This is a genomic window from Amycolatopsis sp. NPDC004772, from assembly GCF_053601215.1.
In genome coordinates this window covers 110276-123228 of sequence record NZ_JBSGBK010000017.1, presented here as the reverse complement: position 1 = coordinate 123228, position 12953 = coordinate 110276, and the positions used below count along the sequence as shown (strand labels likewise).

Genomic DNA, 12953 nt, shown 5'->3' with positions numbered 1-12953 from the left:
TTCCCCCCCCCGCCCCTCGCCCGTTCTCCTGTGGGGGGGGGTGGGGGCGTGCCCCCCCCCTTTTGGGGTTGGGTGCCCCCCCCCCCCCCCAACGCCACATTGGGGCGTTTGGGTGGGGACTAGCTCACCGCGGTGATCTGCACCAGCGAGGTGCCGACCGTGACGCCCGTGTCGGTCTGCACGGTCAGCTGACCGCGCAGGGTCCGGCCCGCGGCCGGGGCACTCGCGGCCGTCACCGTCGCCGGCACGGTCCACGAGCTGCCGGACGCGCGCAGGGCGTTGGCGTCGTTCACCGCGACCGACCCGAACGCCGGGTTGGTGAACACGTCGAGGTAGTCGTACTCCGTGGTGCCGGCCGGCACCGCGTAGCCGTCCACCAGCGCGAGCCAGACACCCGCCGCCGGGTTGGGCACGGTCACCGACTCCTCGGAGTCACCGTCCGCGCTCACCGCCGCCTGCACGCAGGAGCCGGTCGTGCAGTTGTACAGCACCAGGTCGAGGTCGGCGCCGACGTCGGACGTCTTGCCGATCGTGACGGTCAGCGACTGCGAGCCGGCCGTCACCGGGATCTGGTACTGCTGCTGCGCGCCTTCGGCGATCGACGGCCGCTGCGTCTTCGCGCTGCCCAGCGTCGCTCCGGTCAGCTTGCCGGTGAACGCGCCGAGCGTGTTCTGCACGGTGTAGGACCGCGCGATCGGCGTGCCCACCGTGGCCGAGGCGATGGTGTCCGGGTTCGGCGAGACCGCCGTGCCCAGCACCGAAGCCGACAGCTTGTACGGCGCTTCGGCCACATCGGACGTCCGGCGTGCCTCGACGACGATCTCCCACACGCCCGGGAGCGGGTTGGCGATCGTCCGGCTGGTCGGCGTGCCGCCGGCGCAGCCCGCACCCGCGTCGGGCAGGTAGCACGCGGTCGTCGCGGTGCTGGCCTCGGCCGGGACGCCGGTCGGGTCGTACCGCAGGAACCGCACCTGGCCCTTGCCGGGGGCGCCGGCGCCGGCGTCCAGGTCCACCTTCAGCGCGCTGGCGCCCTGCGGCACCCGCACGAAGTAGCTGGTCGCCTGGTTGCGGGCGGCCTTGCCCGTGTTGTCGACCTGGAAGCCCTTACCGGCGACGAACTCCTGCGGCGCGAAGACCGTGTTCAGGGTCTGCACGTCGATGCCGATCGTGAGCGGGTTGTCCAGGTAGAGCAGGGCCGAGTGGACCCCGGTGCCCTTCGGGTTCACGTTCACCTTGAACGAAACCGGCGCGTTCAGCGGCAGGACCACCGTCGAACCGGAGGAGAACGTGCCGTCGTTGCCGACCCACCGCACGAAGTACGGCACCGGGTGCGCCGAGCCCGTGGTGCGGGTGATCGTGTACGTCCGGGTGTAGGCCTTGCCCGCGGTCACGCCCTCGCGGTCGTGGATGCCCACGCCCGTGTTCGGCTTGGCCAGCAGGCCCGACAGCGCGGTGTGCACCTCGACCGACGTCGAAACCGTGTCCGGCTTCGGGTTGAGCGACAGCGCGACGAACGCGGCCGGGACGTTGAACAGGCCCGCGCCCTGGGCGTACGCGCCGATGCCCGGCACGAACCGCGCGGTCGACTTGATCGCCGCGCGCAGCTGCGCCACCGGCGGCCGCTGACCGTTGTGCGTCGCCTTGTACGCGCTCACCAGCAGAGCCGCCGCGCCGGTCGCCTGCGGCGCCGCCATCGACGTGCCCTGCAGCATCGCGTAGCCGGCGGGCAGGGCGTAGGTGCCGGGAACCGGGGTCGGTTCCAGCCACCGCGGGACGGTGGCGATGGCCGCGCCGGGCGCGATGATGTCCGGCTTGAAGCCGCCGTCTTCCCGCGGGCCGCGCGAGGAGAACGGGTGCATCGACTCGGGGTTCTTGGTGACCGAGCCGTAGTTCGACAGCCAGGTCTCCTTGGTGATGTACGAGCCGACCGAGATCGCGTCCGTGGCCACCGACGGGTCGCCGACCGTGTTCGCCCCGGCGCCGCTGTTGCCGGCCGAGATGAAGATCTGGACGTTGTACTCGGCGATCGTGCGGTTGTAGAGCTCCGCGCGGGCGTTGTTGCCGTCGTTGAGGGCCGGCAGGCCGCCGATCGAGATGTTGATGACGTCGGCGCCGTGGCTGGCCGCATAGACGACGCCGTCGATCAGGCCGGACGACGTGCAGCCGGCGCTGGTGAGGCACACCTTGACGGCCAGCACCTTCGCACCCGGGGCGGCGCCGTCCATCTTGCCGCCGAACAGGTCGTTGCCGGCGGCGATGCCGGCGACGTGCGAACCGTGCTCCGCACCGGCGATGCCGATGCCGACGAAGCCCGGCTTGTCGGTCTGGACCACGAAGGCCATCCGCTCGGCGATGTCGGTCGCCGGGTTGTCGGTGCCGAAGAAGCCGACGTCGTACTTCTTGTTGTAGTCGGTCATCGGCTTCTCGTCGGTGAAGTCGCCGTTGCCGTTGAGGTCGACCCGGACCTCCTTGGTGGCGGGGTCGAGCAGCACGCCCCAGGAGTCGGCGCGGTCGCCGTCGCGGTTGACGTCACCGCCGGTCTCGCTGTCCGCGGCGCCCAGGTCGCCGGCGGTCTCGCCGAAGAGGCCGAAGGTGTACGGGCCACCGGTCGCCGGGGCCGTCCAGGTGCGGCCGTTCGAGGTGAACGTGCCGGTGTAGGTCGCGGTGGACTGCTTGACCCAGGTGCCGTCACCGGAGTTGGTGGCGTTGGCGTTGTACCAGTCGACGATCTTGCGTTCGCCGTGGCTGGTGGTGGCCAGCGCGGGGGAGTCGAGGTCGACGCCGGAGTCGAGCACCGCGACCGTGGTGTCCTTGCCGTCCCAGCTGGGCAGGACCTGGCCGAACTGCGCCGCGTAGGTGTCCCCGGTCGGCAGGTACGGGTTGACGCGCGGGGTGTTCTTGCCCGGCGCCGGCTGCGGCAGCGGGGTGGTCGCGCCGTCGGGCTTCGGGTCGTCGCGCACGATGAGCCCGTCGACGTCGACGGCGTTGACCGACTTGAGCTTCGCGGCCTTCTCCGCCTTGGCCGGCGGGATGCTGACCTTGACGTAGTCGAGCTTCGTGTCGGTGGACTGGACGACGCCGCCGAGGGCCTTGAGCTCGTTCACCGCGGCGCCGGTCTGGCCCTTTTCCGCCGCGATCAGCAGCGTGACGTCGGGCTTCCCGGCCTTCTCGGCTTCGGCGACGAGCGCGCGGTCGTGCTCGTCGAGGGTCTTGCCGTCGGCCGCGCCGCTGGTGGGCGGGGCCTGCTGGGCGGAGGCCACCGGGACGGCGACGCCGAGGACGGAGGCGCCGAGTGCGGTGGCGAGGACGGTGATCCCGGCCCGCCGTCTCCAGCGCGATCTGTGCTGTGTCACTGAAACGACCCTTCGTGAAGAGATGCGTACCGAGCAGTACACAGGGTGGGATCTTCGTCAGCAATCAGACAGTTAGCCCATAGACCGCAATTGGTTGCGAGCCAAATGGAGTAATCGACTGCCCGGTTAGGCGGTCACGGAAACGCTTCCCGAACGGCCAGATTTCGCCATTGCTACATGTGTGTATAGCGAGCTATATTATCGTGTAGTCGACTACACGCACGTATAGGACCACGATGAACGACCTCACCGCACGGGCCCGCATCCGCGACGCCGCCATCAAGCTCTTCACCGAGCGCGGCATGGAGAAGACGTCGATCCTGGACATCGCCGAGGAAGCCGGCGTCTCCGGTGGCCTGATCCGTCACCACTTCGGCTCCAAGGACGGCCTGCGGGAAGCGTGCGACACCTACGTCTTCGACGAACTGATGAAGTTCAAGGAGGAGGCGCTCACCAAGGGGGAGGCGGATCCGGGCTTCGTCCCGACGTTCGACCCGCGCCAGCTGCTCTTCCGCCGGTACCTGGGCCGCGCGATGATCGACGGCTCCGCGGCCGCCGCCGCCCAGTTCACCGAGATCGTCGACGGCACCGAGCGCTGGTTCCGCGAGCAGGGCCTCGGCCTGCCGGACCCGCGTGCCTGCGCGGCCGCCCTGGCCGCCATGACCGGCGGGATGATGATCCTGCAGGACCACGTCGCCCGCGCGCTCGGCGAGGAACCCGGTACCCACGAAGCGATGCTGCGCATGTCGCTCGCCGCCGGGTACCTGTTCACCCACCCGCTCGCCGCCCCCGAAGCCCTGAAGAAGGCCAGTGAATCGCTGGCCGCGTACCGACGGAAGGAATGACGATGGCCGACGCGATCACCGCCGACGGCCTCACCAAGGCGTTCGGCCGGACGAAAGCCCTCGACGGGCTCGACCTGACCGTCCACACCGGCGAGGTGCACGGCTTCCTCGGGCCCAACGGTGCCGGCAAGACCACCACGATCCGCGTCCTGCTGGGGCTGATGCGCGCCGACGGCGGCCGCGCCACCCTGCTCGGCGGCGACCCCTGGACCGACGCCACCGAGCTGCACCGGCGGCTCGCGTACGTCCCGGGCGACGTCACGCTCTGGCCCAACCTCACCGGCGGCGAGGTGATCGACCTGCTCGGCAGGCTGCGCGGCGGTCTCGACACCGCTCGCCGCGCGGAACTGATCGAGCGGTTCGACCTCGACCCGCGCAAGAAGGGCCGGACCTACTCGAAGGGCAACCGGCAGAAGGTCGCGCTCGTCGCCGCGCTCGCGTCCGATGTGGAGCTGCTGGTCCTCGACGAACCGACGTCCGGGCTCGACCCGCTGATGGAGGAGGTGTTCCGGGAGGTCGTCGCGGAAGAACGCGAACGCGGCGACCGGACGGTGCTGCTGTCCTCGCACATCCTTTCCGAGGTCGAGGCGCTGTGCGACCGCGTCACGATCGTCCGGGCCGGCCGCACGGTCGAGTCGGGCACCCTGGACGAGCTGCGGCACCTGGGCCGGATCACCATCGACGCCTCCCTCGCGCGGGTCCCCGCGGACCTGGGCTCGCTGCCGGGCGTGCACGACCTGAGCTTGTACGGCTCGCACGTCCACCTGTCGGTGGACCAGACGGCGCTGGACGACGTGATGCGGCACCTCGCCGAGGCCGGTCTGCGGAGCCTGGTGAGCCGCCCGCCGACGCTCGAAGAGCTGTTCCTGCGCCACTACCGCCACGACGAGCCGGTCGGAGCGGCGCGATGAGGGGCACCGGGGCGTTGCTGCGGCTGGTGCTGCGCCGCGACCGGCTGCTCATGCCGTTGTGGATCGCCGGTCTCGCGCTCGCGCCGGTCGGCTACCTGTCGTCGATCAAGGCGGCGTACCCGGATGCCGCGGCACGGCAGCACTTCTTCGACCTCAACGCCTCGAGCGCGACTTTCGTCGTGCGCAACGGCCCGCTGTACGGCTCCTCGCCGGGGAACCTGCTGGCCTGGCAGTGCGGGTTCGTACCGGTGGTCGTGGGCCTGATCGCACTGCTCACCGTGGTCCGGCACACCCGGACCGAGGAGGAGGCGGGACGTCGTGAGCTCACCGGCGCCACCGTCGTCGGCCGGCACGCGGGGCTGGCCGCCGCGGTGCTCGCCACCTGCGGTGCGTGCCTGGCGTTCGGCCTGCTGACCGCGTTCGGCGTCGCCGCACAGGGCGTTCCGTTCGCCGGCGCGCTCGCGCTGGGGCTCGGGTTTTCCCTGGCAGGCTGGGTGTTCGCCGGTGCCGGCGCCGTCGCGGCCCAGCTCACCTGGGGCGCGAGCGGGGCGCGGGGCATCGGGATCGGGGCGCTGGTGCTGGCGTTCCTGCTGCGCGCGGCCGGGGACAGCAGCGGCTCGGCGGGCTGGCTCGCGTGGCTGTCGCCGATCGGCTGGGCGCACCGGCTGCGGCCGTTCGCGGGGGAACAGTGGTGGGTGCTCGCGCTGGGCGTCGCCGCGACGGCGTTGTTCGTGGTGGCGGCCGTGGCGTTGTCCGGCCGTCGCGACCTCGGCGCGGCGCTGCTGCCCGCGCGGCTCGGGCGTTCCGAGGCGAAGGCGTCCCTGCGCTCGCCGCTGGCCCTGGCCTGGCGGCTGCAGCGCGGGTCGCTGCTGGTCTGGACCGTCTGCCTCGGGCTCGTCGGGTTGCTGATGGGCGGGGTCGCGCAGAACGTCGCGGACCTGATGCGGGACAACCGGGCGGTCGCCGACGTGTTCTCGCGCATGGGCGGCGGTGGCGCGGTGCTGGACGCGTACCTGGCCGGGACGATGACGCTGTTCGGCCTGGCGGCGGCGGGTCACGCGGTGCAGGCGACGCTGAAGCTGCGTGCGGAAGAGGCGGCGGGCCGGGCGGAACCGGTCCTGGCGACGGCGGTCGGGCGCGTCGGCTGGGCCCTGGCCCACCTCGCGTTCGCGTTCCTCGGGCCGGCGTTCGTGCTGGTGGTCACGGGCTGGACGACGGGACTGGCGTACGGGAGCGGTTTCGGGCTGGTCCCGGCGGCCCTGGCCCAGCTGCCCGCGGTCTGGGTCCTGACCGGACTGGCGGCGTTGCTGATCGGCTTCCTGCCCCGGTTCGCGGCGGCGGCCTGGGGACTGCTGGCGGCGTTCCTGTTGCTGTCGCTGGTGGGGACCGCGTTGCAGTGGAGTTCAGTGGTGCTGGGGATTTCGCCGTTCCAGCACTTGGCGAGGCTGCCGGGCGGGGCGTTCTCGCTCACACCGGCGCTCTGGCTGGCGGCGATCGCGGTGACGGCGGGCGCGGGCGGGCTGTTCGCGTTGCGGCGGCGGGACGTGCCGGTGGGCTGAACCGGGCTTCGGCGGCAACCGAGGGAGTCGAACCCTGCGCGGCTTGTGAAGGCGGCGCTCCTGAACCGGCCCTGACCCTTCGGCGGGCGACGGCTGCCATCTGTTCCAACGCTAGGGGAATACCCGGTTGTTCCGCATCTCAAGCCGTGCTTCACCCGGACGGGTCCGGCTGGCAAGGTGGTCCGCATGGACGATCTCCTGCTGCGCCGCGTCCGGCCCGGCCTCGGCGGCGACCTCGCCGACGTCCGGGTGACCGACGGCCGGATCACGTCGATCACCGAGCCGGGTTCCACCGGGTTCGCCGCGCGGGTGGTCGACGGGCACGGCGGGACGCTGCTGCCGGGGCTGGTCGACGCGCACGTCCACGTGGTGCAGTGGGCGACGTTCCGGCGTCGCATCCCCCTCGACGCGGCGCGCTCGGCGGGGGAGGCGATCGAGCTGCTGCTCGCGCACCTGCTGGCGACCCCGGCACCGCAGACGGAACTCGTCGTGGGCGCCGGTTTCCGCGACGGGCTCTGGCCGGACAAGCCGCACAAGGACCTGCTGCAGCGCGCGTTGCCCGGGCGCGCGGTCGCGTTGTTCAGCGCGGACCTGCACACGCTGTGGCTGAGCCCGGCGGCGCTGAAGCTGATCGGCCGCGAGCACCCGACGGGCGTCCTGCTGGAGGGCGACTGCATGAGCGCCACGGCCCAGCTCCCGACGGCGGCGATCGACGTCCAGGACCGGTGGGTGGCGGAAGCGGTGGCTGCGGCGGCCGCGCGGGGCGTGACGCAGATCGTCGACTACGAATACGCGGACACCGTGGCGGACTGGACCCGCCGCGGTACTCCGGCCGCGCGAATCTCATGCGTCGTCGCGAAACACCTCCTGGACCAGACCATCGAGCGCGGCCACCGCACCGGCGACGTCCTCCCGGACTCCGGCGGGCGGCTGACGGTCGGGCCGTTCAAGCTGTTCGTGGACGGTTCCCTCAACACGCGCACGGCCTACTGTCACGACCCGTACCCCGGCGTGGATTCACCGGGCTCGCTGGAACTGCCGCCGGACGAACTGATCCCGTTGCTGCAGCGGGCGTTCGACCACGGGCTGCTCCCGGCGGTGCACGCCATCGGCGACCGGGCGAACACGATCGCGCTGGACGCGTTCGAGGCGGTCGGCTGCCCGGGCCGCATCGAACACGCCCAGCTGCTCTCCCCGTCCGACGTTCCCCGGTTCGCGGCCCTGGGCGTGATCGCGGCGGTCCAGCCGGCGCACCAGCCGGACGACCGCGACGTCGCCGACCGCCACTGGCACGGGCGCACCGAGCGGGCGTTCCCGTACCGGTCGCTGCTGGAGTCGGGCGCCCGCCTGGAGTTCGGCTCGGACGCCCCGGTGGCGCCCTTGGACCCCTGGGACGGCATCGCCTCGGCGATCTCCCGCACGGACGACGACCGCCCGCCGTGGCACCCGGAGCAGGCGATCCCGTTCGCCGACGCCCTGGCGGCGTCCTCCGGCGGCCGTCGCGGAGTGGCGGTGGGCGACCTCGCGGACCTGATGGTGACGGCCACCGACCCATCGACGCTGTCCCCGGCGGACCTGCGTGCCCTCCCGGTGACGGCGACGGTCGTCGACGGGCACGTCACGTACCAGGTCTGACCTCGGCCTCGGCGTGCGCGTGCAGCATCCGGCTACCCTCCGACGCGGGGCCCCGCGGAGCCGATGAAGGTCTGCCAGGGGGTGACCTGGTCGATGTGCACGACGGCGTCGAACGCGGCGAGCGGGTTCACCAGCTGCTTGTACGGGCCCTGCCGGGTGCCGTCGATCTCGGCGAAGCGGCGGGCCACCTCGCCCTCGCCGGGGACTCGGCGCAGGTCGAGCAGGGCGAGCGGCGCCCCGGCACTGGAGAGCAGGACGTCCAGGTCGTTCGGGTCGGCGCCGGGGGCGACGTCCTCGTAGAACACCTCGGTGTGGCCGGGCGGCCCGTCGGGCAGCGGCCGGTGGCCGAACACGCGGCCGCCGTTGGAGGTGGTGGCGATGACCACCATCCGGTCGCCGAGCGAGCGGGCCAGGTGCTGGCCGAGCATCACCTGTTCTTCGTTGATGATCGGCGGGACGCGGTACGGCCAGCGCTGCAGGTGCCCGTTCGCCGCCCCGACGACGACCCGGTCCTCCCGCGCGAGGATCCACTCGACGTTGTCGGCCATCGCCGCGTCCCGGACGTTGGCGCCCCGGTACGTGCGCTCCGGCGCGGCGGCCATGTTCGCCAGGAACGCGTCGGCGTACCGGGCGTTGACCGCGCACTGCAACGCGATGTCGGCCCGGGCTGCGTCCACAGTGGAGTAAGGGACGCGCAGGGCGCGGAGGCGTTCGGTCAGCTCGCCGATCCGGGCGGTCAGCTCGTGGCGGTGGGCGGTGCCGAGGGCCAGGTAGGCCTGGATCGCCGGCGCGGCCCAGGCCAGTCCGGTCCGGTCGGCCGGCAGGTAGTCGAACAGCGGCAGCAGGTTCTTGCGGGCCGCCGCGGCGTAGTCCGGGTCGGCTTCGTCCAGGAAGGCCAAGGCGGCGGTGACCCCGGGCCGGGCGGACGCGCTTGAGTCCGGGATGTCCATGCCGTAGAAGCGGATCTTGCGGTCGTGGGTGCGGTTGTGCTCGCGCAGCCACCGCAGCTGGTCACGCATCTCCGCGCACTGGCCCAGGTGGTAAGTGATCCCGGTGTGCAGGAGCCGGTCCAGGTCGCCGTCGCCGCCGAGCACCCAGTCGTGCACCGCCCAGCCTTCGGGGAAACCGGACTCCAGCGCGAACCCGGTGAACCCCAGTTCCTCGGCCAGGAACCGGGTGACCAGGTGGCGGAGCTGGTAGAACTCGTGCACCCGGTGCGTGCTCTCGCCGATGGCGACGACCCGGGCGTCGCCGACGATGTCGCGCAACGGCTCGAGCCCGGCGTAACCCGCCTCCGGCTCGAGCGTCCGCAGGCGCACGATGTTCTCCCGGAGCCACCCGGTGATGTCGACGTCCATTCACCCGTCCTTTTCGTCTTCGCCCGCGGCGCGGGCCTTGCGCAAGTAGTCCACGACTTCGGCGGCCTCGCCCGGCCCGGACCAGCCGAGGCGCTCGTCGAGCTCCCGGCCGAGCCCGGCGCGGTTGTCCTCCCACAGCGCCGTGGTCGCCGCCTCGAACGAGCGGTCACCGGGGTGGAACGCGGCCGCCGTCTTCCGCCAGCGGGCGACCAGGTCCTGCACGGCCGGGTCGTCGACGGGCGTCCCGTCGAGCAGGTGCTGCCGAAGCCGGCCGAACACCGCGAGCCATTCGGTCTTCAACGTCTCGATCGCGCCGCTGCCCAGCTGCGCGGCGCGTCCGGTGATCGTCGCGAGCTGGGCGGCGGACAGGTAGCGGCCGGCGTCGACGGACATCGGTTCCAGGGCGGCGAGGAACTGGTCCGGGCCCGGCATGGTGTCCTCGGCCAGCCGGGCGAGCAGGCCCCGGAGCCGCTGGGCCGACTCCTCGATGCGCGCGGCCCGGGCCTCCAGGCCGGCGAGCTGCGCGGTCAGCAGGCCACGCAGCCCGCCGGGGTCGTCCGTCGCGTCCCGCAGGACGACGGCCACCTCGTCCAGGGAGAGCCCCAGCCCGCACAGGGTCCGGACCCGGTAGAGCCGGCGCACGTCCGCCTCGAGGTACCGCCGGTGCCCGGCCGGTGTTCGTTCGCCGGGGGAGACCAGGCCGATCCGGTCGTAGTGGTGCAACGTGCGGACCGTGACGCCGCTGGCCTTCGCCAGCTCGCCGATGCTCCACCTGCGTTCGCTCACCCCTCGACCGTAAAACCTGACGCAACGTCAGGTTCAAGGCTTTCCGGGGGTTGATTTGTCCACCGGACAACGGAAAAGATCCCACCGTGCATGTGACAACGTTGTCAGGAGGACACGGATGAGAGCGCGGACACGCGTCCTGGCCACTTTGCTCGCCGGGGCCACCACCATGGCCCTCGCGACCCCCGCCGAGGCGGGCGTGCGGTTCGCCGACGACCCCACCACGCTCGTCGACACCTCGATCGGCAACAACGGGGACGGCACCACCTTCCCGGGCGCCACCACCCCCTTCGGGATGGTGCAGCTGTCCCCGGACACGCAGCTCAAGAAGTACGCGTCCTACGACTACGCGCAGGACACCACGCTCGGCTTCAGCCACACCCACCTCTCCGGCGTCGGCTGCCAGACGATGGGCAACTTCCGGTTCATGCCCACCACCGGCGCCGTCACCAGCAGCGACCCGGCGAAGTACGGCGCGAAGTTCAGCCACGCCGACGAAACCCGGCAGCCGGGGTACTACGGCGTCAAGCTCGCCGACGGCATCGGCGCCGAGCTGACCGCGACCCAGCGCACGGGCCAGCACCGCTACACCTTCCCCGCCGGGGCGACCAGCGAAAACGTCCTCATCGAGGTCGGCGAGAGCAACGGTTACACCTACGCCGGTGACGTCCACGTCGTCGGGGACGACACCGTCGAGGGCTGGCTGCAGGGCGGCAACTTCTGCTGGGAGACGCAGAAGGAGCGGTACAAGATCTTCTTCAGCGCCAAGTTCGACCGCACGTTCACCAGCTTCGGCACCTGGACCGACGGCAAGCTGACGCCGAACCAGCGGGACGCGAAGCTCGGCAGCCAGCGCACCGGCGCCTGGCTCACCTTCGGCACCGAGAAGAACCAGGTCGGCGCCTCGGTCGGGCTGTCCTACACCTCGATCGACGGCGCCCGGCTCAACCGCGGCGCCGAGCAGCCCAAGTCGTTCGACAAGGCGCGGAAAGCCGCCCACGACACGTGGGAAGCCGAGCTCGACCGGATGCGCGTCGCCAGCGGGACGACCGCCGACCAGCGCACGTACTACAGCGCGCTGTACCGGTCGCTGCTGCACCCGTCCGTCGGGTCCGATGTGGACGGTTCGTACCGCGGCTTCGACGACCGGGTCCACCGCAGCCGCGACACCTACTACCAGATGTTCTCGCTGTGGGACACCTACCGGTCGCAGAACCAGCTGGTGGCGCTGCTGCACCCGGACAAGGCGGCGGACATGACCAAGTCCGTCCTCAAGGTCTACCAGGACGGCGGCTGGGTGCCACGCTGGGCGCTGGCCGGCGGCGAGACGAACGTGATGAGCGGCGACCCCGTCACGCCGTGGGTGGTCGACAACTACCGCCGCGGGCTCCTCGACGACAAGACCGCGCGCCGGCTCTTCGACGCGTTGTGGCGCAACGCCAACGAAGTCCCAGCCGACCAGTCGATCTTCCGCGGCCGCGACGGCAATCCGACGTACGTGCAGAACGGCTGGATCGGCTACCAGGACCTGCCGGGCTACACCTACGGCGACACGCGCCAGGCCGGCTCGGCGACCCTCGAGTACGCCCTCGCCGACTGCGCGCTGTCGACCATGGCCGCCGGCCTGGGCTACCGCGACAAGGCGGCGACCCTTTCCGCGCGCTGCGGCAACTTCGCGAAGCTGTGGGACACCAGCGTCGAATCCCACGGGTTCACGGGCTTCCCGCGCACGCGCGCGGCGGACGGCACCGGCGTCGGCGACCTGGATCCCGCCCAGTCGACCGGCTTCCACGAGGGCACGCCGTGGCAGTACCAGTGGCTCGCCCAGCAGGACACGGCGAAGCTGTTCGCCCTGATGGGCGGCCCGGCCCAGGCGGAGAAGCGGCTCGACACGTTCTTCGACCTGCCGCTGCTGCTGACCGACCCGGCCAAGGCGGCCAAGGACTCCTGGGTCCACGGCGCGTACGACTACCACAACAACTTCGCGTTCAACCCGAACAACGAGCCGGACCTGCACGCACCCTGGATGTACAGCTGGACGGGGGCGCCGTGGAAGACGTCGGCGGTGCTGCGCGCGGCGCGGACGTTGTTCACGGACACGCCGTACGGCATGCCGGGCAACGACGACCTCGGCACCATCTCGTCGTGGCTCGTCTTCGGCATGGCGGGCGTTTTCGAGGCCCAGCCGGGTTCCGGGACGTACCTGCTGAGCACGCCGATGTTCGAGAAGGTGGAGATCCGGCCGGCCGGCGGCCGCAAGATCGAGATCTCGGCGCCCGGTGCTGCTGCCGGGAAGCTGCAGTACACAAAGGACGTCCGGATCGGGCACCGCGGGTACGAGCGGAGCTGGATCTCGCACGCGGACCTGTTGCGGGCGGGCAGGATCGAGTTCCGGCTCAGTGACACGCCGACGGCTTGGGGGACCGGCTCGGCGCCGCCCGCGATGTAGGGCGAACCACCCTTCGGTGCGTTGGTGTCCGCCGGAGCGGACAGTTTTACTGGACCC

At 71.7% G+C, this 12953-nt stretch carries 8 protein-coding genes; 5 read left to right on the top strand and 3 right to left on the bottom strand.

What is annotated here, in order from left to right:
- Positions 1-119: 119 nt before the first annotated feature.
- Positions 120-3353, bottom strand: coding sequence for a S8 family serine peptidase (locus ACWEF6_RS14125; protein WP_449683286.1), 3234 nt, complete (start codon positions 3351-3353; stop codon positions 120-122).
- Positions 3354-3589: 236 nt separating this feature from the next.
- Here ACWEF6_RS14125 and ACWEF6_RS14120 point away from each other — a divergent pair, with 236 nt between their 5' ends.
- From ACWEF6_RS14120 to ACWEF6_RS14105, 4 genes are all read left to right on the top strand, one after another.
- Positions 3590-4198, top strand: coding sequence for a TetR family transcriptional regulator (locus tag ACWEF6_RS14120; RefSeq protein WP_449683285.1), 609 nt, complete (start codon positions 3590-3592; stop codon positions 4196-4198).
- Between the two features lie 2 nt (positions 4199-4200).
- Complete coding sequence (locus ACWEF6_RS14115; RefSeq protein ID WP_449683284.1) at positions 4201-5109, top strand: ABC transporter ATP-binding protein; 909 nt, start codon at positions 4201-4203, stop codon at positions 5107-5109.
- The gene (locus ACWEF6_RS14110; RefSeq protein WP_449683283.1) at positions 5106-6668 is read left to right on the top strand and encodes an ABC transporter permease; all 1563 of its coding nucleotides are present in this window, start codon (positions 5106-5108) and stop codon (positions 6666-6668) included. The genes ACWEF6_RS14115 and ACWEF6_RS14110 overlap by 4 nt, the downstream gene beginning before the upstream one ends.
- 186 nt (positions 6669-6854) lie before the next feature.
- Positions 6855-8303, top strand: a complete 1449-nt coding sequence (locus tag ACWEF6_RS14105) for an amidohydrolase (RefSeq protein WP_449683282.1) — start codon at positions 6855-6857, stop codon at positions 8301-8303.
- A 32-nt stretch (positions 8304-8335) separates the two neighbouring features.
- Here ACWEF6_RS14105 and ACWEF6_RS14100 read toward each other — a convergent pair whose 3' ends face one another.
- A complete protein-coding gene (locus ACWEF6_RS14100) occupies positions 8336-9661 on the bottom strand; it encodes an erythromycin esterase family protein (RefSeq protein WP_449683281.1) in 1326 nt (441 codons plus the stop codon).
- Entirely contained in the window at positions 9662-10447 is a 786-nt protein-coding gene (locus tag ACWEF6_RS14095) for a MerR family transcriptional regulator (protein WP_449683280.1), read from the bottom strand.
- A gap of 118 nt (positions 10448-10565) precedes the next feature.
- Between ACWEF6_RS14095 and ACWEF6_RS14090 the strand changes: the two genes are divergently transcribed.
- Positions 10566-12896, top strand: a complete 2331-nt coding sequence (locus tag ACWEF6_RS14090; protein WP_449683279.1) for a GH92 family glycosyl hydrolase — start codon at positions 10566-10568, stop codon at positions 12894-12896.
- Positions 12897-12953: the final 57 nt, after the last annotated feature.